Annotated in this window: 18 protein-coding genes; 7 read left to right on the top strand and 11 right to left on the bottom strand. The window is 72.6% G+C overall.

Annotation, left to right across the window (positions count from 1 at the left end; all coding sequences use genetic code 11):
- Positions 1-524: hypothetical protein (locus OP18_RS14535; RefSeq protein ID WP_211273546.1), on the top strand; the 524-nt coding region annotated here is incomplete at its 5' end.
- A gap of 146 nt (positions 525-670) precedes the next feature.
- On the opposite strand, the gene OP18_RS14530 is transcribed toward OP18_RS14535, so the two are convergent.
- Positions 671-1,771 (bottom strand): threonine aldolase family protein, encoded by a 1,101-nt coding sequence (locus OP18_RS14530; RefSeq protein ID WP_033359369.1) that lies wholly within the window; start codon positions 1,769-1,771, stop codon positions 671-673.
- A gap of 843 nt (positions 1,772-2,614) precedes the next feature.
- The gene (locus OP18_RS14525) at positions 2,615-3,124 is read right to left on the bottom strand and encodes a winged helix-turn-helix transcriptional regulator (RefSeq protein WP_033359368.1); all 510 of its coding nucleotides are present in this window, start codon (positions 3,122-3,124) and stop codon (positions 2,615-2,617) included.
- A 185-nt stretch (positions 3,125-3,309) separates the two neighbouring features.
- On the opposite strand from OP18_RS14525, the gene OP18_RS14520 reads away from it, so the two are divergent.
- Both OP18_RS14520 and OP18_RS14515 read left to right on the top strand, forming a co-directional pair.
- The gene (locus OP18_RS14520) at positions 3,310-3,981 is read left to right on the top strand and encodes a Type 1 glutamine amidotransferase-like domain-containing protein (protein WP_033359367.1); all 672 of its coding nucleotides are present in this window, start codon (positions 3,310-3,312) and stop codon (positions 3,979-3,981) included.
- Complete coding sequence (locus OP18_RS14515; protein WP_033359366.1) at positions 3,978-4,382, top strand: ASCH domain-containing protein; 405 nt, start codon at positions 3,978-3,980, stop codon at positions 4,380-4,382. Before OP18_RS14520 ends, OP18_RS14515 begins: the two co-directional genes overlap by 4 nt.
- 348 nt (positions 4,383-4,730) lie before the next feature.
- On the opposite strand, the gene OP18_RS14510 is transcribed toward OP18_RS14515, so the two are convergent.
- Positions 4,731-7,376 carry a tetratricopeptide repeat protein gene (locus OP18_RS14510; RefSeq protein WP_033359365.1) on the bottom strand — a complete coding sequence of 882 codons (2,646 nt, stop codon included), beginning with the start codon at positions 7,374-7,376 and terminating at the stop codon, positions 4,731-4,733.
- Positions 7,377-7,596: 220 nt separating this feature from the next.
- Positions 7,597-10,308 (bottom strand): glycoside hydrolase family 9 protein, encoded by a 2,712-nt coding sequence (locus OP18_RS14505; protein ID WP_043787524.1) that lies wholly within the window; start codon positions 10,306-10,308, stop codon positions 7,597-7,599.
- A 150-nt stretch (positions 10,309-10,458) separates the two neighbouring features.
- On the opposite strand from OP18_RS14505, the gene OP18_RS14500 reads away from it, so the two are divergent.
- A complete protein-coding gene (locus OP18_RS14500) occupies positions 10,459-11,559 on the top strand; it encodes an endonuclease/exonuclease/phosphatase family protein (protein ID WP_033359364.1) in 1,101 nt (366 codons plus the stop codon).
- A 48-nt stretch (positions 11,560-11,607) separates the two neighbouring features.
- Here OP18_RS14500 and OP18_RS14495 read toward each other — a convergent pair whose 3' ends face one another.
- Positions 11,608-12,033: a RipA family octameric membrane protein gene (locus tag OP18_RS14495; RefSeq protein WP_156089523.1), complete on the bottom strand. Its 426-nt coding sequence runs from the start codon at positions 12,031-12,033 to the stop codon at positions 11,608-11,610.
- A gap of 126 nt (positions 12,034-12,159) precedes the next feature.
- On the opposite strand from OP18_RS14495, the gene OP18_RS14490 reads away from it, so the two are divergent.
- Positions 12,160-12,630: a TIGR00725 family protein gene (locus tag OP18_RS14490; protein ID WP_033359362.1), complete on the top strand. Its 471-nt coding sequence runs from the start codon at positions 12,160-12,162 to the stop codon at positions 12,628-12,630.
- A 189-nt stretch (positions 12,631-12,819) separates the two neighbouring features.
- Here OP18_RS14490 and OP18_RS14485 read toward each other — a convergent pair whose 3' ends face one another.
- Genes OP18_RS14485 through OP18_RS14475 form a run of 3 tightly spaced genes read right to left on the bottom strand, consistent with a single transcriptional unit; the run spans position 12,820 to position 16,238 of the window.
- Positions 12,820-14,769, bottom strand: a complete 1,950-nt coding sequence (locus tag OP18_RS14485) for a hypothetical protein (RefSeq protein ID WP_033359361.1) — start codon at positions 14,767-14,769, stop codon at positions 12,820-12,822.
- The gene (locus OP18_RS14480) at positions 14,766-15,260 is read right to left on the bottom strand and encodes a hypothetical protein (RefSeq protein ID WP_052386717.1); all 495 of its coding nucleotides are present in this window, start codon (positions 15,258-15,260) and stop codon (positions 14,766-14,768) included. Before OP18_RS14480 ends, OP18_RS14485 begins: the two co-directional genes overlap by 4 nt.
- An 18-nt stretch (positions 15,261-15,278) precedes the next feature.
- Positions 15,279-16,238 carry a hypothetical protein gene (locus tag OP18_RS14475; RefSeq protein ID WP_081970751.1) on the bottom strand — a complete coding sequence of 320 codons (960 nt, stop codon included), beginning with the start codon at positions 16,236-16,238 and terminating at the stop codon, positions 15,279-15,281.
- Positions 16,239-16,778: 540 nt separating this feature from the next.
- Between OP18_RS14475 and OP18_RS57130 the strand changes: the two genes are divergently transcribed.
- The gene (locus tag OP18_RS57130) at positions 16,779-18,215 is read left to right on the top strand and encodes a TIR-like protein FxsC (RefSeq protein WP_052386716.1); all 1,437 of its coding nucleotides are present in this window, start codon (positions 16,779-16,781) and stop codon (positions 18,213-18,215) included.
- A gap of 13 nt (positions 18,216-18,228) precedes the next feature.
- Here the strand turns inward: OP18_RS57130 and OP18_RS14460 are convergent, their stop codons facing one another.
- The gene (locus OP18_RS14460; protein WP_033359360.1) at positions 18,229-18,696 is read right to left on the bottom strand and encodes an SUKH-4 family immunity protein; all 468 of its coding nucleotides are present in this window, start codon (positions 18,694-18,696) and stop codon (positions 18,229-18,231) included.
- A gap of 819 nt (positions 18,697-19,515) precedes the next feature.
- On the opposite strand from OP18_RS14460, the gene OP18_RS14455 reads away from it, so the two are divergent.
- Positions 19,516-21,324 carry a sensor histidine kinase gene (locus OP18_RS14455; RefSeq protein WP_052386715.1) on the top strand — a complete coding sequence of 603 codons (1,809 nt, stop codon included), beginning with the start codon at positions 19,516-19,518 and terminating at the stop codon, positions 21,322-21,324.
- A gap of 128 nt (positions 21,325-21,452) precedes the next feature.
- Here the strand turns inward: OP18_RS14455 and OP18_RS14450 are convergent, their stop codons facing one another.
- Positions 21,453-22,181, bottom strand: a complete 729-nt coding sequence (locus tag OP18_RS14450) for a MerR family transcriptional regulator (RefSeq protein ID WP_245635379.1) — start codon at positions 22,179-22,181, stop codon at positions 21,453-21,455.
- 13 nt (positions 22,182-22,194) lie between these two features.
- On the bottom strand, positions 22,195-23,601 hold the full coding sequence (locus OP18_RS14445; RefSeq protein ID WP_033359359.1) for a serine hydrolase domain-containing protein: 1,407 nt from the start codon (positions 23,599-23,601) through the stop codon (positions 22,195-22,197).
- Between the last annotated feature and the right edge of the window lie 63 nt (positions 23,602-23,664).

Raw genomic sequence — 23,664 nt, 5'->3', positions numbered from 1 at the left:
CCGTCGGGACGAATCAGCTGATAACCCCAGCACCAGCCGAAGATCTCGTGACCGCGGGAAGCAACGAAGGCGAGAGCACCAGGACTTTCCAGGTATGGCTGGCCGGCACCGCGCGTCCCTCGGAACGTGCGCACGGCACGCTCGAAGAGCTCAACGTCTTCGGCCAGCACTCGATCGATCACGCCCTATTCTGCCCCGAACAGGGCAAGATCGACGCACTGCTCGACGACTACCGCCAGCTGTTGCTCTACCGCGACGGCATCCGCCGGCTCTATGTCGATCCGGGCAGCGGCCGCCCGCTGCGATTGGCGATCCTGCAGGTGCTGCGGCAGTACGGCGCAACGCTCGCCGAGTCCAGCGACACGTACACCCGCCTGACCGGAGAGATCAGCCTCGCCGCTGTTCCAGACCGAGACCTCCACGAGCCACACAGCGGACTCGAACTCAGCGCCCGTGACCACCGTGCCGCGATCCGGGTGCACCGAACGCACACGCCGCCGCAACCCGAACCCGGTCCACACTGACGCCGGTCCTGAATCGCCGCCAACCGTGCTCGATCACGTTTCCGCTCATGCCGCCGGGCACGTGTGCCACTGAGAGGGCAGGTGTGACTCTCCGTACGCAGTGATCAACGTGTTCGCCGAGCGTAGCCGTGGCAGGCACGTCATGGTCAATGGTCGACGACGCGGCCGAGGAAGCGCTCACCGACCTCGGCGATGTTCTCGGCGGTCCAGTCGAGGGCGGGTGCGGCGACGGTGACCTCGGTCATCGCCATACCCGGCACGGCTGTTTCCTGCCATCCAGCGACAAACCACACCCTTTCCTCCTCGGCGAGTGCCAGCGAAGCGTCGTTGAGCGCCTGCGCCGGGTGGGGCAGCCAGAGGAGGAAACGATGGGTGTGTGGAGGTGCTGGATACACCCGCGCGCCGGGAAGCGCGGTGAGCGCCGCGGCGACTGTACGCGCGTGCCGCACATACTCGGGGATGCGTGGCAGCTCCCTGTCGAGGCCGGCGAGTGCGGTCAGAGCGGCTGGCCACTGCTGGAACACCGCGCCGCCGTAGCGGTGCCGCCAGATGCGGGCGTAGGAGGCGAGCTCTGTGGTGCCCGCGAGCGCCGCCCCACTGATACCGCCGATCGTCTTGTAGAACGAGACATAGGTGCTGTCGGCGAGATCGGCGATCTCGCTGAGGGTGTGTGCCAGGTGTGGGGTGGATTCCCAGATTCGGGCGCCGTCGAAATGTACGCGGGCGCCGATGGCGTGCGCCGCGGCGGATGCGGCGGCGAGCTCGTCCCAGGAGGGGAGGACGAAGCCGGCGCCGCGCAGCGGAAGCTCGACGACGACGGTGCTCACGGGTTCGGCGAGGGCGGTGATCTCCTCGGCGGTCGGGTTGCGGGGCGCGGTGGTCGGCCAGGTACTGCGCAGGCCGCCCAGGTGGGCGTAGGCATGCCGTTCGTCCACCTCCAGATGGCCGAGCGGGTGTAGGGCGACCGTCGGGTGGCCGGTGCGGTCAGCGCCATAACGCAGCGCGACCTGCTGGGCCATCGTTCCGGTGGGGAAGAAGACTGCGGCCTCGGTTCCCAGTAGGTCTGCCACGCGTGCTTCGAGCGTGGTCACCGGGCCGTCGCCGTAGAAGTCGGGCTGATCGTCCAGATCACCACCTGCGTCCATGTCCGCGAGCCGCTCCCTCATGGTCGTGGGCCGGACGCCGGAAAGGATTCGGTCGCAGGCGCGCATCGCGTCAAGCCGACGCTGCCTTGTGTTGTGGGACATCGGCGGATGGTCGCATGTCACCGCAATAGGGGCCAATTGGTTTCCGGAGGCCGGCCCACGACCATGAGCAGTACCGCCCGCGCGAACTCTTGATCAGCTGCGCGCTTGCGCCGCCGCTGCTGTCCGCGGATCGGCGAGCAGATCGGCAATGGCTGCTGCAACCCGCTCGACCTGCCCGATGGACCCTTTGGCCGGCGTTGAGTGCGAGGGTGGTGCGACATGTTCCGACATCGCTGCATGGTCATCCTCGCCGGCCCGGAATCACAGGTCGTAGACGCTGTGCCCGATCGGCGTGGTGACGCTATCTACCGATCTTGGCGCACTCCTTTGGCACCCCTCTGTGTCAAGAGGCGGCCAGGAGTGGTGTTCTAGAGTGGGTTCCGGCGGGTCCGGGAAGTGGCTTGTCCGAAGTGCTGGCTGCTGGGATTGAGCCGGCCGCGCTGGATTGCAGAGTCGCTCCCGTTCGCACTGTCCCCGCATGATGCTTTCCGTTGCTGTTCCGGTTTCCGCTCATGACGCGACGGGCGCCATAAGGAGTCCGCCAGCCGTTACACAGCTACGAACCGTCCCATCGGTAAGCCGTCTCGCAGCGGCGGCCGCCGGAAACGCATGCCGCGCGCGAGGATGCACAGCAAGGCCACCGCTACACCGGGCCCGGGCCCGAATCGGCGCCGATCGCGGCCCCTCCACCAGGAAAGCGCGGAACGCCTGGCCGAATGGCGTCCCCGGCCGACGCCGATGGGCACCTCGCAGCAACGTCGGTCGGTCTCGGCGTTCCCCCGGCGATACGACTCCAACCTGCAAAATCCGTCCCCGACCGCAGCGGACGCTATTCCCGCAGCCTTAGGACGTCCTTTCGAGAGTGGTGCCCGCGACCGCGGCTTCGTAAGCCGCCCGCAGCTCGGCGAAGACAGACGGCGTGCCCGGTGGGCGCGGGATGCCCAGGTGCTGCTCGCGTAGCTCGTCCATGAAGCGGTTCCACAATTCGGGGCCGCCCTGCTCGAGCAGCTCGGCGCGCACGGAGAGCTCGTGACTGGCCGGCAGGTGCGACCGGCCCCACGAGCCGAGCGCGGCCATCACCGGGACGAGCTGCACGCCCGGCTCGGTGAGGCTGTAGCGGATCTTCTGGCGGTGAGTCTCGTCGTCCGTCCGCCACAGCAGGCCGTGGGTGACCAGGCGCCGCAGCCGGTCGGCGAGGATGTTCGAGGCGATGCCCTCCTCGGAGCCGGTCAGCAGCTCACGAAAGTAGTGCCGGTTGCCGAACATCACGTCGCGCAGCACCACCAGCGACCACCGATCGCCGAGCACCTCGACCGCCAGGTTGATCGGGCATCCCGATCTGTGCGCTCCCACGCGCTGATTGTACTTCGCAACCGGTCGTGCTAGCGTGACCGCAACCACTTTCGAACTGCAATCAGTTGAGGGCGCGGCGAGACCGACGACCGAGCAACTCTGCTCCACGTGACGCCGGACCGGACGCACGGCCACGAGAGGGGCGACCCGTTCGGCCACATCAACGACCGCTACTGAGGGGCACGATGAAGTTCCTGCTCACCGACTCCGGCGTCAAGAACCCGAGCATCCACGCGGCCCTGCTCGACCTGCTCGGCAAGCCGATCGAGGAGTGTGTCGCGCTCGCCATCCCGACCGCGTCGTACGGCCACCCGTGGGCAAAGCCCGCCGGGGCGTGGCGCTTCATCAGCGGCCGCGGCGACAATCCGATGACCGAGCTGGGCTGGAAGTCCGTCGGCGTGCTCGAGCTGACCGCGCTGCCGAGCATCGACCGGGACACGTGGGTCAATTGGGTGCGCGAGGCGGACGTGCTGCTGGTCAACGGCGGCGACGCGCTCTACCTGGCCCATTGGATGCGCGAGTCCGGCCTGCTCGCACTGCTGCCCACGCTCGGCGACAAGGTCTACGTGGGCTTCAGCGCCGGCAGCATGGTGCTGACCCCGCGCATCGGCGACGACTTCGTCGGCTGGAACCCGACCGGCGGCGACACCGCGCTCGGCATCGTCGGCTTCTCGATCTTCCCGCACCTCGATGTGCCCGGCTGCCCCGAGAACAGCATGGCCGCCGCGGAGAAATGGGCTGCCGAGATCGGCGTCCCTGCCTACGCGATCGACGACCAGACCGCCATCAAGGCCGTCGACGGCGTCGTCGAGGTCATCTCCGAGGGGCACTGGCTGCGCTTCAACGGCGCGGCATGAAGATCCTCGAGCTGGCCGAGCCCGGCCCGCTGCGCGACGCAGGCGTCAGCGCGATCCTCGCCGGCACCAAGACGGCGATGACCGGACTGCCCGCCATCTACGAGAAGGAGGGCGAGCCGCTGCCCGCAGCCGGCGAGCGCTACAGCGTCATCGACTCGGAGGGAAGACCGGTCGCGATCATCGAACTGACCCGCGTCGCCACCGAGCCGATCGGGGCGGTCGACGACGCGTACGCCCACGCCGAAGGCCGCGGCTACCGCGACGCCGCCGACTGGCGGTCCGCCCATGAGGACTTCTTCCGCAGCGACTTCGTGGCCGAGTACCTCGGATTCGTGCCCGACTTCGACGACGACACCCCCGTCGTCACCCAGCGGTTCCGGCTGATCGAGACGCTCGGCTGAACGCGTAGCCGGTGCCGTTCTCGCGCCGCTTCAAGGTCGGGCCGTACGGCGAGGGCGCTCGTCGCGCGGTCGGTCGTGCTGCGGGGCGGTTCGCCGCTGCCGCTGGTGCCCGAGTGGTGCCGTGGATCTTGCGGGTCCTGGCGTTGCGGGTGCTCTGGTCGCTGGCGTGGCCGACGGTACGGCGGCGGCGATGGGCTTCCGCCGCTGATGGTCTGACACGCCGTTGACCTGGCGCCTGGTCGACCCGGCAGCCGGCTGGTCTGGTCGTCACCCGGGCCTGTGCCAAGAGTTTCGCGTTCGAGGTCGCGCTCGGCTGCTGTGAGCGTCCCGGCTGAGGCGTCGCGGGTCTCAGGCGTCGTCGTGGGCCGCCAGCAGTGCCCGGAGCCGGTCCGCGTCGGGTACGCCGAGGTCCTCGTACAGTGTGAGCGCCGTCCGCAGGTGTGGCAGGCCGCCGCCGGGCAGGGCCAGGCCGATCCCGGTCTCCGCGTCGGCGCGCTGGTGCCGGTCGCCCGTCGCGGCCGCGACCGCGCGCGCCGCCGTGTGGTGGGCCAGCGCCGCGGCCGGGTCGCCGGTGGACCGGGCCGCCTCGCCGAGGCCGTTGAGGGCCTTCGCCTCGCCGTAGCGTTCACCGGTCGCGCGGTGGATGACCAGCGCCCGCCGGTGCAGCTCCAGGGCCTGCGCCGGAGCGCCGCGCAGGGTGGCGGCGGTGCCGAGGTTGTCCAGGGTCCACGCCTCGCCGTCGCGGTTGCCGGCCTCGCGGTACAGGTCGAGGGCGCGGCGCAGGTGCGCGGCGGCCCGGTCGGGGTCGCCGAGCCTGGCGGTGACGTCGCCGAGGTTGCACCGTGCGGCCGCCTCGCCGGTGCGGTCCCCCGCCGCCAGGAACAGCGCGAGGGCCTGCTCGTGCCGGCCGGCCGCGGCACGGTAGCGGCCGAGGCGTTCCTCGACGATGCCGAGCTTCGTCAGCGCGTGCGCCTCGCCGGTGGGGTCGCCGGTCAGCCGGTACAGCCGCAGCGCCTGCCGGTGCCAGTACGCGGCCTGGCGGTACCGGCCGAGGCGCTGCTCGACGTCGCCGAGCGCGGCCGAGGCGCGGGCCTGCCCGGCGCGGTCACCGGCCCGGCGGTACAGCTGCAGCGCCTCCCGCAGGTGCCGGGCGGCCGGGCCGTCGTCGCCGAGCCGCAGCCGGGTCGCGCCGAGGGCGGTGAGCGCCGCGGCCTGCCCGGGCACGTCCCCGGCGTGGCAGGCGGCCCGGTGCGCCTGGCCGTGGACGCTCAGCGCGTCGCCGTGGTGGCCGCCGTTGAGGTACCCGGCGAGCGTCGCGGACAGCGCCGTGGTGTGTCGGTGCCAGCCGTGGACGGCGGTGTGCCCGGCGACGGCGACGAGGTTGGACCGCTCCGTGTCCAGCCACGCGCGGGCCGCGTCGACGCCGCCGGGCGGGTCGGCCGGTGCCGCGACCCGCGGGCGGAGGTGCGCCTCGGCCGGCGCGAGCACGTCCATCGCGGCCGCCGCGGCGCCGAGGTAGTGGTCGAAGAGCCTGGTCAGGGCCGCCCGGCGGGCGGGCGGGGCGTCCTCGTCACCGGCCCGCCCGGCGGCGTAGACGCGCACCAGGTCGTGCAGCGTGTACCGCCCTGGCGTCGTCTCCTGCAGCAGGTGGTCCCGGCGCAGCTCCCGCAGCCCGCGACCGGCCGCTTCCAGCCGGTCGCCGGCCCCCGCCGCGCCCCCAACACCGGCCGCCGCGAGATCGCCGTCGCCGGCCAGCGCCGCCGCACTGAGATCGTCGCCGGCCGGCGACGCGAGGTCACCGTCGCCGGCCAGCGCGGCCGCCGCGGCGACGTCGAAGTCCTGGCCGGGGTGCAGGGCGACCAGGCGCAGCAGCCGCTGCCGGTCCGCCGGCAGGTCCTGGTACGACAGGGCGAGGGCCAGCTCGACGCCGCTGTCGAGCCGGCGGTCGCGGTGCCGCTCGTCGAGCCGCTCGGCGTGGTCGGTCATCGTCCACCCCGGCTTGGCCCGGATGTGCCCGCCGACGAGGCCGAGCGCGAGCGGCAGGTGCCCGCAGCGGGCGGCGACCCGGGCGGTGGCGTCGGGGTCGCGGCCGGCCGGCACGCCGGGCGCGGCGGCGGTCAGGAAGTGCACCGCCTCCTGCGGGGTGAACACGTCGACCGGCACGTCCGTCACGGCCGGCAGGCCGTGCAGCGCCCGCCGGCTGGTCACCAGCGTGACGCATCCGTCGACGGCCGGGACCAGGGGCCGGGCCTGCTCCGCGTCGGCGGCGTTGTCCAGCACGATCAGGCTGCGCAGCCCGGTGAGGCGTTCCCGCAGGGCGTCGCCACGGCCGGGCAGGTCGTGCGGGACGCGGTGGCCGGGGACGCCGAGCAGGCGCAGGAACCCGTCCAGCACGGCGGCCGGGTCCGCGGGCGGCTGCGCCGGGTCGGGGTGGAAGCCGCGCAGGTTGACGAACAGGACCCGGTCGAAGGGCTGGTCCTGGCTGAGCAGGTGGCCGGCCTGCACGGCGAGCAGCGTCTTGCCGACCCCGGCCATGCCCACGATCGCGAACGTGCCGGGCCGCCGCCGGACCGCGGCGCGCAGCCGGTGCAGCACCCCGGCACGGCCGGTGAACTCCGCGAAGGGCTGCGGCAGGCGGTCCTGCACCCGGACCTGCGCGGCCGCGGCCGTCTCGCCGCCGACGACCCGCAGCGCCTGCTGCCACTGCGTGGCGTAGCCGGGGTCGGGGTGCAGCGCCGCCGCGACCGCCGCCACCAGGTCCGGGTTGAGCCGGCGCCGGCCGGGGCGGAAGCAGTCGGCGACCGTGGTGCGGCGGGTCAGCTCGCCGGGCGGCCGGCCCGCCGCCGTCCAGGCCGCGTTGACGCGAGCGGTGATCGTCTCGTACGACACGTCGCCGGCCCACACCTTGAGTGCGCGCAGGCAGCCGGCCAGGTCGTCGAGGGTGCCCGCGCGCCCGGGGTCGGGCGGCGCCGAGAACGCTGGGGTGGAGGGCATGCACGCTTTCCGGCGGATCGGTGGTCGCTCGCCAGCCAACGTATGCCATCGACGCCGGTGCCGCCCACACCGCCGTCCGGATTCGTCCGGGATACGTGCCCGGCCGGGCCGCGGCGCGCAGAGTCGGCGGTGGACGGGGGCGGGTGAGCTGTGCCGTGCCCGGCGCACCCGGATCGACGCCGGCCGGGCCGAGGGGGCCGGCCGGCGTCGACGTGCGGCGTCAGCCGCAGGTGGTGCCGTTGACGGTGAAGACCGCCGGGTTGGTGTTGGTGCCGCTGTACGAGCCGTTGAAGCCGATGCTCACGGTGCCGCCGGCGGGGACGGCGCCGTTCCAGGTCTCGTTCGTGGCCGTCACCGCCGCGCCGGTCTGCGACCAGCGGCCGGACCAGCCCTGGGTGACCCGCTGGTCGCCGGGGAACGTGAAGTTCAGCGTCCACGACGTCCACGCGGTGGACCCGGTGTTGGTGATCGTGATGCTGCCGGTGAAGCCACCGCCCCAGCTGTTCGCCGAGTACGCCACCCGGCAGCCGCCGGTCTGGACCGACGGGGTGCGCACCGTGACCGCGGCGGAGAACGCGGAGAACTGCCCCGCGGTGTCCTTCGCCCGCACCATCAGCACGTACTCGGTGTTCGGCGTCAGCCCGGTCAGCACCGTCGACGGCCCGGTGCTGGTGGCGAAGACCGACAGCGCGTCGCCCTGCTGGCGGATGATCTCGTAGCCGGCGACGCCGCGGTCGTCCGTGGAGGCGGGCCAGGTCAGCGTCATGCTGGTGGCGGTCACGGCCGAGGCGACCGGGGTGCCGGGCGTGGTGGGCCGGGCGTCCGCGGGCGGGTCGGCGGTGGTCACGGTCACCGGCGCCGACTCGGCCGAGACGAGGCCGGCGCCGTTGCGGGCCGCCACGGTGAACGTGTACGCGGTCGAGGCGGTCAGGCCCGTCAGCGCCGCCGACGCCGTGGTGGTGGTCGCGACGACCGTGGAGGTGCCGCCGGTGACGCGGCGGACCTCGTACCCGGTGACGCCGCTCTCCGCGTCGGTGGACGCGGCCCAGGTCAGCCGCAGCGTGGTCGCGGCGACGTCGGAGGCGACCGGGGTGCCCGGCACGCTCGGCGCGGTCGTGTCCGGCGGCAGGATCGTGCCGGTGTGGTCCGCGGCCCAGCTGGCCAGGGACGCCAGCCCCGAGTTCCAGTTGATGGCGACCTCGTTGACGGAGTACGCGCCGATGTCGTCGACGAAGCACTTCTGCGCCTTGCAGCCGCCCAGCTGCGCCTGCGCGACGGGGTCCTGCAGCCCGCTGTTCGGCCCGCCGGACAGCGACCCGGGCGGCGCGGTCGGCAGCGACGCGTCGGACTGGTTCGCCCAGAACCGGTGGTGCACGTTGCGGACGGCCTTCTCGCCGTACCCGGCGATGTAGGACTGGTTCAGCGGGTTGCGGCCCAACAGGTAGTCCAGGGCCTGGAACGCGCCGGTGCGGTACTTGGCGAGGCCGGTGAAGTCGTACGCGAGGCCGAGGACCGCGGCGTTGTTGGCGATCTGCCCGTTGGAGCCCCAGTTGTAGGTGGTCCCGCCGTTCGGCGCCGGGTAGCCCTGCGCCGCCATCTCGCTGAGCAGGCTGTCGGCGAACGACGCGAACCTCGCCCGGGTCGCGGCGATGTCCGCGGCCGGCAGGCCGTTCGGCACCAGCGCGAGGGTGGTGTCGCCGAGCGCGGCGACCCAGCCCCACCAGAAGCCGCCCTGGTTGAACGCGGCACCCTTGTACAGCGAGGAGCCGGTCACGTCGGTGCGGTAGTTCGCGCCGCCGGTGGTGGTGTACAGCTCCGCCGCCGCCCAGTAGAACTCGTCGGTGACGGTGGCGTCGTCGTACGCGCCGCCGCCGGTGCTGTCGTTGGCGCTGGCCAGCCGGTTCGGGTTGGCCTTCGCCGCGGCGTACGCCTTCTCGGCGGCGGCGAGCGCGCGGGCGGAGAACGTCGGGTCGATCGTGCGCCAGATCCGCGCCGCCTGCGCCGCGACGGCGGCGAGGTTGAGGGTCGCCGCGGTGCTCACCGGCGACAGCAGGCGCCGCTGCGGGTCGGCCTCCGGGCGCATCGGCAGGCCGGTCCAGTTCTCGTCGTGGATCTTGTGGTGGACCATGCCGGCGTCGGTACGGCCGTCCGGCACCTGCATGCGCAGCAGGAACTCGACCTCCCAGCGGGCCTCGTCCAGCACGTCGGGGACGCCGTTGGCGCGCTCCGGGATGGCGAGGGTGCCGTCGCCGAGCGCGGCCCGGTCGCTGCCGGCCACGTTGGCGGCCCGCTCGTAGATGTTCAGCAGCTGCCACGCGGCGATGCCGCCGTTGACGACGTACTTGCCCTGGTCGCCGGCGTCGTACCAGCCGCCGCGCACGTCCAGGGAGTAGCCGCAGGACTGGCGGCACGGCACCGACGTGTCACCCTGGTTCGGCGCGACGCCGACGTGCCCGGCGGGGCGGGCGTAGCGGCTGCCGACGTACTGCGACTCGATCGCGATGCCGCTGCGCTGGTGGTAGAAGAACGCGAGGGAGTCGTACCGCAGCTGCTTGACCGGCGCGGCGGAGATGTCGAACGGGTAGCTGTTCGCGCCACCGGCGGACAGCACGTAGCCGCTGCCGGGCGTGTCGTAGCTGGAGAAGTCGACGATGTGCACGTTGTCGCCGGACAGCGCGTCGGCGCCCTTCACGGTCGTCTGGCCGGACGCGACGGTCGTCCCGGCGGCGTTGCGCAAGGTCCAGGCGATCGGCGAGGTCGAGCTGCTGACGACGGTGGCCTGCTTCGGCAGGCCGGGCACGTAGGCGACCTGGTCGACCTTGACCGGCGACCCCGGGTCGGGCGCGGCGGCGACCGGCGGCACGGACACGGCCAGCCCCAGCAGCGCCCCTACTGCGGCGACCGCCACGGTACGGCGGGCTCTTCGGCTCATCGGGATTCCTCCTGCGGAAACGTTGCCGGCACGGGCGGCCACCGGCGCGTGCCGGACCGTAGGTGGAGCCTCGACACGCTGTAAAGCTCCCGACGCTCGGCAGGCCGTCCGGCCGGTCCGCGGGCATGTAACTTACGGTCGGGAGGCCGGATGCGGATCGCGAGCTACAACGTCGAGAACCTGTTCAACCGGGCCAAGGCGCTGGACCAGCGCACGTGGGCGGCGGGCCGGCCGGTCCTGGAGGCGTTCCAGCGGCTGAGCGAGCTGCTCGAGGAGCCCGTGTACACCGACGAGGTCCGCCACGACATCCTGCGCGAGCTGACCCGGCTCGGCCTGCGCAACGGCGACTCGGCGAAGTTCGCCCGGCTGCGGCAGAACCGTGGCCGGCTGGTCGTGCGCCGGCGCACCGGCCGGGTCGAGGTCGTCGCCGGCGGCCGGGCCGACTGGATCGGCTGGGTGGAGCTGACCACCGACCGCGTCGACGAGCTGGCCCTGCTCAACACCGCCCGGGTCATCCTCGACCTGCGCGCCGACATCCTCGGCGTCGTGGAGGCCGAGAGCCGCCTGGCGCTGAAGCGCTTCGCCGAGGGCGGCCTCAACGGCATGTACGAGCACTTCATGGTCATGGACGGCAACGACGAACGCGGCATCGACTGCGGCATCATGTCCACTGTGGACTTCCCGCCGGCCGGCCAGCGGACCCACGTCGACGACCTCGACGAGCACGGCCGGATCTTCAGCCGCGACTGCCCCGAGTACCACTTCCGGCTCCCCGGCGGCCAGCTGCTCACCGTCCTGGTCAACCACCTCAAGAGCAAGGGCTACGGCGGCAAGGCCGCCTCCGACGCGCGCCGCCGCCGGCAGGCCCTGCGGGTCGCGCAGATCTACCGCGCCCAGCCGACCCCGCTCGTCGCCGTCGTCGGCGACCTCAACGACACCCCCGCCAGCGACGCCCTCGCCCCGCTGCTGCGCGACACCGACCTGCGCGACGTCAGCACCCACCCCGGCTTCGACGACGCCGGCCGCCCCGGCACGTACGGCTACTGCACCGCCCCGAACAAGCTCGACTACGTGCTGCTCTCCCCCACCCTGTACGCCGCCACCACCGGCGGCGGCATCCTGCGCAAGGGCGTCTGGGGCGGCCGCCGCGGCACCCTCTGGCCGATCTACGAGACCATGACGAAACCCGTCCACGCCGGCTCCGACCACGCCGCCATCTACGCCGACGTCGACCTGTCCCGCCTCCCCTGACCCCGCCGGACCGGCCCGGTCAGCCGCACCCGCTCCACGGGGCAGGGCTCAGATGAAGACGAGGAACGCGCCCCACATGACGGCCGCCATGCTTGGCATGACGTACGTGAACACGCTGAGCGCCGAGACGCGCCGCCGTGGCCGCCAGGTCTCACGGGTCTGCTTGTACTCCGGCAGGCGGTTGACCGCCGCCTCCTGGACGTGGCGCAGGTACTGCACGCCCCACCAGCTCACGTAGCCCCACACCGCGGCCAGCACCATGCCCACGACGGCGATGATGGTGGTGGCGACAGCCAGCCGGTGCACCTGCTGACTGACCGACAGCAGGATCGAGTACGCGACGACCAGCATCGACTGGGCCACGAGGAAGTAGTTCCCACGCTGGACGATGCTGTCGTCGATGTGGATGCCGTGCGCCCACAGGCGGTTGTCCTCGTCCCGGCGGTCCTGCTCGTCACGTGCGGAGGTCGTCACGGCCGCCACCCTTCGAGGCTCAACCCGGCGTCACGCTCCATTGTGTGCGCGCCGTCAACGCCGCGGCGGGTCGCACGGCTCGGCCGGTCAGGTCCGCGCGGCGGGGCGGGTCGGTATGTTCAGGGCGTGAACGGGCCGTATGTGGCGGTGATCGGGGCCGGGCAGGCCACCGCCGAGCAGGAACGGGTCGCCGAGCGGGTCGGGGAGCTGCTCGCCGAGGCGGGTGCCGTGCTGGTCTCCGGTGGCCGCGGCGGGGTCATGCTGGCGTCGTGCCGTGGGGCGCACCGGCGGGGCGGGCTGACGCTCGGGCTGCTGCCGGGGCCGGACCGGGCGGAGGGCAACCCGTTCCTGACGGTGACGGTGCCGACCGGCATGGGCGAGCTGCGCAACGGGCTCGTCGCGCGCACCGCGGACGGGGTCATCGCGGTCGGCGGGGGCTGGGGGACGCTGAGCGAGATCGGCTTCGCGATGCGCCTGGGCCGGCCGCTCATCGCCGTCGGCAGCTGGACGGTCGAAGGGCCGGCACGGGAGCCGTCCTACCCGACCGCCGACACCGCGGAGGCGGCCGTCTCGTGGGTACTGCGGCAGCTCGGCTGAACGGCTGTACGCCCGGCGTTCACGGGCGGGCCAACCGGCGACCGGCGGACGATGCAGCGCGTCATCGCCCTCGGCGTGGACGGTGTCATCTCCGACGACCCGGACAGGCTCATCGCCGTCGCCCGGCGGGCCGGCCTGCGCTGAACCCCCGGCGGGGCGGCGGGGCGCCGGGCCGCCGTCCCGCCGGGCTCAGCTGGTCTCGTCGTCGATGAGTCCGTACGGCGGCTGGTCCGGGCGGCGCGAGAAGCGCACCACGACGTCGGCGGCGGCCTCGGGCGGCGGGGCGTTGTCGGCGACCACGATCTGCGCGCCGACCCCGCGACCGGCCAGCCACCGGTCCAGGTGCCGGTAGACGCGTTCGATCGTCACGCTGTCGGCGGGGTCCCCGGTGAAGTCCCCGGCCACGCCCAGGTTCTTCTGCGGGCTGTCCAGCAGCAGGAACCCGGGGTGCGACGAGCGGGACTCCCACGCGATCTCGAACAGCGCCAGCTGCCACGCCAGGGCGATCAGGGTCCGCCCGCCGGAGGACGCCGCGGTGTACGGCTCGCCCCGCATGTACGGCGTGAGGTCCTCGGCGAGGTACGCGTCGGCGAGTTTCGGGTACCGCCACTCCTGCAGGATCTCCCGGTAGCGCGCGCCGACGCGCCGCACGACGGCGGAGCGGTCCGCGCGCCTGGCCTGCGCCCCGGCCGCGGCGAGCTCCTCGCGGTCCGCGGCGACCTGGTCCATCTGCTGCAGGATGCCGGCCGCGCGCCGCTCCAGGCTCGCGATGAGCCGCAGCCCGCTCAGCGCCCGTTGCAGGGTCGCCGCCGCCTCCTCGCGCCGCCGGGCGAGGGCGTCGCGCTGCGCCAGGTACGGCGTGATCGCGTGCGTGGTCGCCTCGTCGACCTCGGCGGCGGCGCGGGCCTCCGCGAGCTGGGCCCGCTCGGCCTCCTCGCGCAGCCGCGGCAGCTGCTCCTGCAGCTCGTCCAGGTAGCCGGTCAGCTCGGCGAGGCGGGTCTTGGCGGCGCGCAGCTCGGCCGTGACGTCGAGCGGGCCGGCCTGGGTGACCGGCAGCCGGCAGGCCGGGCAGTGCTCCTCGCCGCCGGACAGCGGCGCCAGGCACGACGGGCAGGACGCCACCCGCACCGGCTCGAACAGCCGGTCGGCCTCGGTGAGCATCGTCCACTTCGCGACATCCTCGGCGTAGCTGCCGCGCAGCGCCTGCATCCGCCGCAGCTGCGTCTCCCGGTCCCGCAACGCGGCGGCCGCGTGCCGGGCGGCGAGGGCCGCGCCGCGGTGCCGCTCGCGCAGCTCCTCGGCGAACATCGTGTCGGCGCGGGCCTGGGCGTCCAGCGCGGCGAGGGCCTGCGCGCACGCGGCCAGCTCGTCCTTCGCGGTGCGGTGCAGCGCCTCCAGGTGGTCGCGGTCGCCGACGCGCTGCTCCTCGACGATCTGCTCCGCCGCCCGGTACGCCGCCCTCGCCGCCGACAGCTCCGACTCGACGGCCCGGATCCGCCGGCCCAGCTCCACGGACCGGTCGTCGTGCACGTCGAAGACGACGTCGACCACCTGCCGCAGCTTGAGGTGCTTCATCGGCACGCTCTCGAACAGCAGGTCCTTGTCGTCGAGGCGCTCGTTGGGCAGGAAGCACAGCCACATGAGCTCCCGGAAGCTCAGCGGGTCCGTGTCGGCGCCGGGCTGGTCCTGGGCGAGCGTGTCACGCAGCCGGACGCCCTCCAGCTTGCAGTGCGACAGCAGCAGCGTCGAGAGGCTCTCCGGGTGGCTGGACGGGCGCAGCGGCCGGCGTACCGGCGGCGTCGCGCCCGGCTCGTCGAGGCGGCCCGCCCGCACGTAGGCGAACATCGACGGCTCGCCGACGGCCCGCTCGATGAGGTACGGCGAGCCGGACAGCTCGACCTCCAGCGTGGCGGCCCGCACCTTCGGCATGATCTCGGGGTGGCGCGGGTGGTCGGAGGCGCCGAGGCAGTAGTCGACGAACTCCAGCACGGTGGTCTTGCCGGTGCTGAACGCCCCGGCGAGCACGGACAGCGGCCGGGGCGCGTCGTCGGCGGCCCGGAAGTCCACGTCGTAGCTGCGGTCGCCGCTGTGCAGGCGCAGCCGCCTGAGCCGGATGCCGTGTGCCCGCAAACCGATCATGTCAGGTCCTTCAGCGCAGACGAAGGAGCCGGATGGAGCCACTGCCGCAAGCCTTCTCGCAGCCTCCGCGTGCTCAGGCGCCGGAGGCGGCGCACGACGACGCGGGCCGCCGTGCGGTACCGCTGAGCATACATCGCGGTAAATCGAGCGGCCATGTCCGCGCCCTCCTGGGTGAGCTGGTACGTCACCCGTCCGGTGGCCGTGGCCCGCACGAGCCCGCGACCGATCAGCGCGGCGAGGTCGCCGGCCAGGTGCAGCTGGGCGGTGACGTACCGCTGCGCGGGGCTGGCGTAGGCGACGGCCCGGTCGTCGAACCCGGCCAGCCGCAGCGCCGTGCGGTCCGGGTCGTCGCCGGCGCGGGCCAGCAGCAGCGGGTGCGCGGCCAGGAAGTCGTAGACGCCGAGGTGCTCGACGTCCAGCGGCTCACCGGCGCACTGCAGCACGAGCAGGATCCGCGCCTGCCGGAACACCGGCACGTCGTCCGGGGTCATGCCTGTCCCGCCTTTCGCTCAGATGATGTCCCGCCAGTGCCTGACCCAGCCGGCCCGGCGGTCCTGCACGACGCGGTGCATCAGCCCGCACCGGTGCACCGGCCCGGCCCGCAACTGCGCCGGGAACACCCCCGACTCCCGGATCTCGCGCATGACCTCGGCGTGCAGCCCCGGCAGCCGCGGGTCGGCGGCCAGCGCCGCGACGGCGTTGAACCGCGCCTCCCAGATGCCGTGCACGACCCCGTCGGCCTCGGCGAGCGCGAGCACCTCCGCCGGCAGCCGCTTGTCGAGCACCTCGCGCGCCAGCAGCTCGGCGTTGAAGTACTCCCGCTTCGCCGCGCCGACCTCGGCGTGCCCGGCCGCGCGCAGCTGCCGCACGAACAGCGCCTCGTCCAGCGCGGCCGCGTCGTCGCCGCCGAGGTCCCGGACGGGTGCCCGCTGTGCCGGCGCCGGCGTGTACGGGTCGTAGAAGTGCCGCCGCACGTGCGCGCAGTCCGGCCGGACCAGGTGGCCGCGCAGGATGCTCTCGTGCCACAGCTCGATCGCGACGCCGCTGTCGCGCTGCCGGCGCGTGCGCCAGTTGTCCCACCACTGCGCGGTCGGCGGGTCCATGCTGGCCGGCACGCACAGCACCCACTGGCTGAGCCGGTACCCGTTGCGGGCCGCCGCGGCGAGCGCGGCGTCGAACGACTCGCGGATCTGGCCCTGCGACGAGCGGCCCACCACCGGCCAGAAGTACTTCGACTGCCAGATCACCACGAGCCCGGACAGCTCACCGAGCAGGATGTCGATGCCCCAGTCACCCGGGTTCGCCGTGATCGCGCGGGCACCGGGGTAGATCGCCGCGAGCAGCATCGCCAGCATCTGCTCGAAGTCGTCCCGCGCCCCGGCGATGTTGCCGGCCCGCACCTGGTGCGCCGCGAAGTTGATCGGAGGTTCCCCGGAGGCAAGGTTCATCGCGGCCGCGGTCGCGGTCATCACCCCTCCTCACTCGTGCCGCAGCGTCGGTGACCCCCATTGATCTTCGCGACTCCAAGACTGTCACGCAAAGCAATGGATCCGCTACGAAGAGCGCGGTATTCGGCGATAATTCACCGGTTGTCTGTCGCCCGAACGGGTGACCCGCCCGTTCGTAGGTAGCCTCGCCCCGGTGAACCCGCTGCTGTTCGACGACGTCCCGGCAGGGCTGCCCCCGGCGGGCGGAGGTCCGAGGGCTGGCCGACACCTGGTGGCGCGGCGCCGACTCGCTGGTCGCCGTCCACTCCGGAGCGTCCACGTGCCTGGACTGGCCCGCCGGCCGGACACGTTGATCTATTCGGGCCTGGATCGTCGGGGCTTACACGGCGAGTGACGTTTCGCGCCGTGGGGGCGCCTGGGCAGTACTGGCCATGCGAGGGATGTCCGTCCGGCCGCGTATCGGACAGGCTGGCCCGGTGAACGTACAGGTGCCAGTCAGTGGATGCCGGCCGGTCGCGACCAGCGGCACCGCGCCGGTGACGTCGGCGGTGGACGTGACCGGTGCGGCTGCCTGATCCCGACCGGTCGGCGGTCCTGCTGATCGGCACCAGCCGGTACGACGTGCCCAGCCTCGACGACCTGCCCGCGGTCGCGAACAATCTCGCCGGGCTCGCGGCGGCGTTCACGGATCCCGAGTACGGCGTCGTTCGGCCCGACAACTGCCGGGTCCTCGCCGAGCCGGCGAACCCGGGCGTGATCAGCAAGGCGCTGCGCGACATCGGCGAGACCGCCGACGACGCGTTGATCGTCTATTTCGCCGGGCACGGCCTGCTCGGGATGCGCGGCGAGCTGTTCCTCGCCCTGCCCGGCTCGGACCCGGAGGACCCGGCGTTCACCGCGCTGCCGTACGAGGCGCTGCGGGCACTGTTCGTCGACAGCAGCCGGATCAACGCCCGCACCCGCATCATCATCCTGGACTGCTGCTTCAGCGGCCGGGCGATCCCGGCGATGTCCGACGGCCAGGTCAGCGGCATGGTCGACATCGAGGGCGTCTACGTCCTGACGGCAACGGCGGCCAACCGCAAGGCCCTGGCCCCGCCGGGCGAACGGTACACGGCCTTCACCGGCGCGCTGCTGGAGCTCCTGCGCGACGGCGTCCCCGACGGCCCCGAGCTGCTGAGCCTCGACGTCATCTTCACGCAGCTGCACAAGACCATGCGACGGCGGAGCCTGCCGCATCCCGAGCAGGTCAACGTCAGGACCGCCGCGGGCCTGGCGCTGCGACCCAACCCCGCGGCGCGTGCCGAGCGGGCCGGCGTCCGGACCGCCGCGGCGCCGCGACCCGTCTTCGCGGCACGCCCCGAGCGGCCCGCCACCGATGGGCCACGTCGGTCCGACGCGCATCCGGTCTTCTTCGTCAGCCATGCCCGGGCCGACGTCGACGACCGGCACACCAGGTTCTTCGTGACGCTGTCCGGTTACGTCAACGAGCTCATGGGGCTCGGCGCCGGCGAGGACAGCGGGTTCATCGACGCGACGCCGGACGGGCGCTGGACCGAGGAGGTGGCGTTCGCGGTCGGCCATTGCCAGGTCTTCGTGCCGCTGCTCTCCCCGAGGTACGTCAACAGCCCGCGGTGCGCCCAGGAGTGGGACGCGTTCACCCGCCGAGTGCGGTCCCGTAGCGACCGCCCCGGCTGGCGCACGTCGATCATCCCGGTCATGTGGACCGTCATGCCGATCCGCGACCTGCCCCGCCAGATCTCCGCGGTGCAGGTGTTCAGTCCGACCGGCCTGCCCGATCACAGCATGATCGGCATGTACGAGCAGGAGGGCCTGTACGGGCTGTCCCGGCTCGGCCCGACGGGTCGCGAGGCGTTCGACGTCATCGTGTGGCGGCTGGCGCAACACATCGTGCGGACGGCCGACGAACGGTGGATCGAGCCGGACGTCACCTTCGACGTGCGCCAGCTGCGGACCGGCTTCGACCGGGACCGGTGAGGCCGGCCGCCCGTCACAGGATTCCGTCGTCGACCTGCTCCAGGACGAGCGCCCACCACCCGGCCTCGACGGCGCCCCCGTCGACCTCCCGCAAGCTCGTCCTGAGCCGTTCGACGCGGGCGGAGCGGCGGTCCGGCCCGCCCGCCGCGGGGGTGATCTCACCGCGCCGGAACGCGGCCAGCTTCTCGGCCAGCTGCGCGGCCGTGTACGTCGCCGGCGGCGGGTCGTCGGCGGCCGCGAAGAACGCGCCGAACAGGTCGAGGAACCGGCGCAGCGCGTCGACGGACGAGTTCATCGGCATCCGGCCGCGCCGGTCCGGGGAGCACGACCACACCGCGCCGGCGCCGTCGAGACAGACCAGCTCGGTGGCCGGCTCCCACACGTAGCCGATGACCACCAGCCGCTCGCCGTCCACGACGACCTCAGCCGGCGCCGCCGTCGTGTCCAGCACGACACCGAGCGTGGCGTCGTCCGGTCCCATGTCCATCCCTCCCGCGGCGAAGACCAGTGCCGCGCCGGAGCATCATCATCGCCCGCGCCGCCACGACGCCGCGCCGGCAGCCGTCCGTCACCAGCCCCGGACCGTCGACGGGAGCCGGGTCAGCTCGCCGGAGTCGGCCGGCAAGGCAGCGCTCGAGGGCGGCCGCATGTGCGCCACGGTACCGGCGGCGCCGCGGAGAATGTGGCGGTGGTCAGCGCGTACAGCGTGTGGAGCGCGGCGGCCCCGGTGATCCGGCGTCGATCAGTGTCCAGCCAGGCCGGGTGACGTCATCCCGGTCGAGCCGCCGGGGCTGCTGGTCTCGACCGGGGTGTGGTCGGTCCAGCCGGTGCCGCCACTTTTTTCCGGGCGCTGTTGCATTGGAGATCGAACGCTTGCCCGGCGATGATCGTTTGCAGGTCCGGCCGGTCTACAGGCTGCGCATCGGTCCGTGCCGATGCTTGAGCTGGTTCGAGGTCAGGCTGCTCCGGTGGCGCCGGCCCGGGCGCAGCGCCTGGGATCCGAGCACCCGTTGCCCGCGCCGCCACTCATTACATTTATCGACGCCTGACAATTAAATTTTCCGTGACGCTCATTTCGATCGACACGTCCGGCAGTTTGGCAGCATCGTTGCGCCCGAGACGCTCCCCTTATCCGACTAGCCCAGTTGGTGCCGATCTACGTGGTAAAGTCCCGAAACAAGGATTTTGTGCCCTGAAACGAGAGTCACCTGGCTTATGGCGGGTAGGCGAAATGCAAACCTCAATTTCTGGTGAGACCACACAGCAGCGGCGACCGATTCGGTCATGGCTGCTGGCCCTGATGACCCGGCCGGAGCCGCCGCCGTTCTCGCTCGGGGTCCTGGTGGCTGTCGTGTTCATCGCGGTGGAGACCCTGGCGATGTTTGTGTTCTCCCGTGCCACACATCAACATGCCAGCGGGATCGTGTACCTGATCGGCGTGCTCGCGGTCTCGGTTGTGTGGGGAGCCCGGCTTGGCCTGATGACCTCGCTGGCCAGCGCCATCGTCTACAACTACGTCCACACGCCGCCCTTCGCGGCGCTACGCCCGCTCAGCGGCGGGGAGTTGCGCGACATGGGGATCTTCACCATCGCCGCATTGTTGGTCAGCGCCTTGTCCGCCCTCACCCGCTACCACGCCCGCGAAGCGTGGGAACGCCGTAGAGAGACCGACCTCTCCGCAGAGTTGGCCCGGCTCATGCTCGGCTCCGCCAACCTTGACGCTGCGCTGCGTGCGGGGGCGATGCAGCTCAAGCAGGCGCTCGACCTGCCGTTCGCCTCGATCGAGCTGGAGGCGATGCCCGCGAACAGCTACCGGACAGTGTTCCCGCTGCGTGACGGTACGACGGTCCTGGGTACCTTCGTCGTCCCCGCCGACTTGCCCGCCCACACGATGGAGCGCCTCCAACAGCGAGTTGTCCCAGCCCTGCGATCGCTGCTGCGCGCGGCACGCGACCGAGCGGACATGATCCAGTCGCTGCAAGCCAGCCGCGAAAAGGCCACCTCGCTCGCGAAAGAGCAAGCCGCGTTGCGGCGGGTTGCCACGCTGGTCGCCCGCGGCGCCTCGCCGGCCGACGTGTTCAAGGCGGTGGCCAAGGAACTCGGCGTGGTGCTTGGCGGGTACCCCACGACGCTGCTCCGGTACGAGACGGATGGAACGGCCACCAGGGTCGCGGGCGGCAACATCCTACGGGACAGGGAGTCGTTCCCGCTCACCGGCGACAGCCTTCTCGTCATGGTGCGTAACACCGGCCACGCGGCCCGGATCAACGACTACAAAACCGCAAAAGGTGCGAACGCGGAGGTGGCACAAAGCCTGGGCGTCCACTCCGGGGTCGGCGTTCCGGTCATCGTCGAACGCCAGATCTGGGGCGTGGCCCTGGTCATGTCCACCGCGCTCGAACCCTTGCCGGCCGACACGGAGATACGAATGGCCCGCTTCACCGACCTCGTCGCGACCGCCGTCGCCAACGCCGAGAGCCGCACCCAGCTCATCGCTTCCCGAGCCCGCATCATCGCGGCCAGCGACGAAGCCCGCCGCCAGGTCGAACGCGACATCCACGACGGCGCGCAACAACGGCTCGTCGCGCTGGGCCTCCAACTGCGCATGTTGGAATCCTCCATACCACCAGAACTCGAAGCGATCAGGGATCAGGCGTCACAAGCGGCGAACATCGCTACGGGCATCTTTGAAGATCTGCGGGAGATCGCCCACGGAATCCATCCAGCGATTCACGCCAAAGGGGGGCTCGGCCCGGCGGTCAGGACACTCGCCCGCCGCAGTCCGACGCCGGTCGACCTGAAGGTGGACATCGACCAACGCCTACCAGAGCAGGTCGAGGTAGGCGCGTACTATGTCGTGTCGGAAGCGCTGACGAACGCCGCCAAACACGCGAATGCGTCGACGGTTCACGTCGATGTCGAGTCGCGCGACGCCTTCCTCCGGCTGTCGGTCCGCGACGACGGCATCGGCGGAGCCGACACCGGCAATGGGTCCGGCCTCATCGGACTTCGAGACCGCGTCGAGACACTCGGCGGTCACATGGACCTCCAAAGCCCGACCGGCCTCGGGACGACGCTGCTCGTCAAGATCCCGATCGACCACAGCTGAGCTCACCACCGGGCACAGCGGCCGGGCGCTGGCAGGCCCCCGCCGCCGGCGGCATCGCGTGGCACCTGCCGCCCGCCGAACGTACCCGCGCCGTGGCCGCCTGGACCGTCATGCGGCCGGACCCGTGGTCATCCCGCTGAGCGGGCCAGCTCGGCCAGGCGGGACCAGGCCGGGGACGACGCGGCGGCCGAGGCGGCGGCGAGCTGCGTGATCGCCGGGTCGACGTCGCCGGTCGACTCCGGGGTGCCGGAGCGGGTGGCGTACCACCGCCGGGCCCGCGCGGCGAGCGCCGGCAGGCCCGGGTCGTCGGGCGGCAGGTCGAAGGCCGCGTCGTACGCGAGGTAGATGGCCTGGAACTCGGGGTCGTCGAGGGCGTCGAGCTTGTCGGTGACCCAGCCGTCGGCCGAGCCCGGCGACACGGCGTGCAGCAGGACCCACAGGTCGCGTTCCAGCCGGACGGTGCGGTCGCTGACGCCGAGGGCGCGCAGGCGTCGCAGGTACGCGAACACTTCGGGCGTGACGAAGAGGCGGTCGCCGTCGCGCAGCTGGGCGATGCGCTCGCGGCTGCGCCGGATCTTCGCGGCCTGCCGGCTCAGGTCGCGGTCGATCTCGGCGATCGCGGCGACGAACTCGGCCGGGGAGGCGGCGAGCAGCTCCTTGACGCGGGCGAGCGGCACGCCCGCGTCGGCCAGGGTCTTGATCTTCACGAGCTGGATGGCGTGGCCCGCGTCGTAACGGCGGTAGCCGGACCCGTCGCGCTCGGGCTCGGGGAGCAGGCCGCGGGCGTGGTAGTGGCGCACGGCCTTGACGGTGACGCCCGCGTGCTCCGCGAGCCGGCCGATGGTGAGCAACTGCATGACCGCATCCTGCTCAACCGTGGTCCGGCAGGACGCGGCGGGTCATGCGGCCGCCCGAGCACCGGTGCGTGACGGCACCCGTGCCGATGTCATGGCCGTGGAACGAGACGAGGTACTGCCGGGACGTGAGCCCCAGCTCGCCGGGCGGCATCCCCGCCGGGGCGAACAGCCCGTCGCCGATCTGGGTGTACCGCCGCGGCGGGACGGTGAAGGGGCCGCCGACGAACCCGGTGAACGTGGCCTCCTGCACGGCGTCCGCCGGCTCGTAGGTGATCCGCTCCTCCAGCCCGCCGTCCACCACGCTGACCTCGACGCGCAGCTGGTCGGAGCGGTACGTCCCGGCGTAGCGGGCCAGGTCGGGCGCCGCCGGCACGGGCCGGACCGGGGCGAGCCGCAGCGGGCCGGGCACCAGCGCCGGCAGCAGCTCGTCGTGCAGCGCGAGGGCGCGCGGGTCGTTGCCGTACGCGGCGAAGACCAGGTCGAGCTCGGGTGCGACGGCGAGGACGGCCACCCCGCCGGGTGAGGCCCCGGACATGGTCATGACGGTGGTGTCGCCGAAGCGCATCAGCAGCCACCCCATCCCGACGGGCGGCACGTTCGGCGTGCCCATGTCGTGCGAGACGGTCCGCATGAGCGCCGTCGACGCGGCGGAGAGCACGCCGGGCGTGAGGTGCTGCCGGCCGAGGGCGAGCAGGTCGCCGACGGTGCCGATGGCGGTGCCGCCGGCCGGCGCCCAGGTGTCGGGCAGCGTGAACATGCCGGTGCGCCGCACCTCGCCGGTGGTGGGGTCGGCGAAGTGACCGACGGCGGTGCCGCGCAGGATCGCCTCCGCGGCGGACGTGCACGAGCCGGTCATGCCGGCGGGCCCGTACAGGTCGCGGCGCAGCAGCTCGTGGTACGGCGTACCGGTGACGACCTCCAGCAGGCGCCCGGCGACCATCATGCCGCCGTTGGAGTAGCTGACGTGCTCCCCCGGCTCGAACAGCGTGCCGCACCGCCGGGCCAGCCCGGCGAGGTAGACCCGCAGCGCGTCGGGGCCGCAGCCGGCCGGGAAGAACAGGTCGGCGTCGATCCCGCTGGTGTGGGTCAGCAGGTGGCGTACCCGGATCCGGCCGGCGGTGTCGTGCCTGCCGAGCGTGGCGAGGGCGAACTCCGGCAGGTAGGACACGACCGGCGCGTCGAGGTCGACGGTGCCGCGCTCGACCTGGCGCAGCACCAGCATCGTGGTCATGACCTTGGTGATGGAGCCGAACAGGAACCCGGTGTCCTCGCGCATCGGCGCGCCGGTGCCGATGTTCGCCACGCCGTGCGCGAGGACGTGCCGCTCGCCGGCGCGGTACACGCCGGCGACGTAGCCGGGGACGTTCGTGGTGTCGCAGAAGGCTGCGATCCGCTCGCTGAGCTGTGCGATCTCGTTCATGCGCCCATCGTCGGACCCTGCCCCTGGGTCAAGGTCAAGCCCGCGGTTCAGCCCTGTTGCGTC

Origin of the sequence: Dactylosporangium aurantiacum (assembly GCF_000716715.1) — a bacterium.
GTDB classification, from domain to species: domain Bacteria; phylum Actinomycetota; class Actinomycetes; order Mycobacteriales; family Micromonosporaceae; genus Dactylosporangium; species Dactylosporangium aurantiacum.
The sequence above is the reverse complement of the archived record's forward strand: the minus strand, read 5'-3'. Positions and strand labels throughout refer to the sequence as shown.

Bases quoted from the DNA above. Each gene is read 5' to 3' on its own strand.
- OP18_RS14530 (WP_033359369.1), bottom strand. From the start codon at position 1,771: ATGTCCCACAACACAAGGCAGCGTCGGCTTGACGCGATGCGCGCCTGC.
- OP18_RS14520 (WP_033359367.1), top strand. From the start codon at position 3,310: ATGAAGTTCCTGCTCACCGACTCCGGCGTCAAGAACCCGAGCATCCAC.
- OP18_RS14515 (WP_033359366.1), top strand. From the start codon at position 3,978: ATGAAGATCCTCGAGCTGGCCGAGCCCGGCCCGCTGCGCGACGCAGGC.
- OP18_RS14510 (WP_033359365.1), bottom strand. From the start codon at position 7,376: ATGCCCTCCACCCCAGCGTTCTCGGCGCCGCCCGACCCCGGGCGCGCG.
- OP18_RS14505 (WP_043787524.1), bottom strand. From the start codon at position 10,308: ATGAGCCGAAGAGCCCGCCGTACCGTGGCGGTCGCCGCAGTAGGGGCG.
- OP18_RS14500 (WP_033359364.1), top strand. From the start codon at position 10,459: ATGCGGATCGCGAGCTACAACGTCGAGAACCTGTTCAACCGGGCCAAG.
- OP18_RS14485 (WP_033359361.1), bottom strand. From the start codon at position 14,769: ATGATCGGTTTGCGGGCACACGGCATCCGGCTCAGGCGGCTGCGCCTG.
- OP18_RS14480 (WP_052386717.1), bottom strand. From the start codon at position 15,260: ATGACCCCGGACGACGTGCCGGTGTTCCGGCAGGCGCGGATCCTGCTC.
- OP18_RS14475 (WP_081970751.1), bottom strand. From the start codon at position 16,238: ATGACCGCGACCGCGGCCGCGATGAACCTTGCCTCCGGGGAACCTCCG.
- OP18_RS14460 (WP_033359360.1), bottom strand. From the start codon at position 18,696: ATGGGACCGGACGACGCCACGCTCGGTGTCGTGCTGGACACGACGGCG.
- OP18_RS14455 (WP_052386715.1), top strand. From the start codon at position 19,516: ATGACCCGGCCGGAGCCGCCGCCGTTCTCGCTCGGGGTCCTGGTGGCT.
- OP18_RS14450 (WP_245635379.1), bottom strand. From the start codon at position 22,181: ATGCAGTTGCTCACCATCGGCCGGCTCGCGGAGCACGCGGGCGTCACC.
- OP18_RS14445 (WP_033359359.1), bottom strand. From the start codon at position 23,601: ATGAACGAGATCGCACAGCTCAGCGAGCGGATCGCAGCCTTCTGCGAC.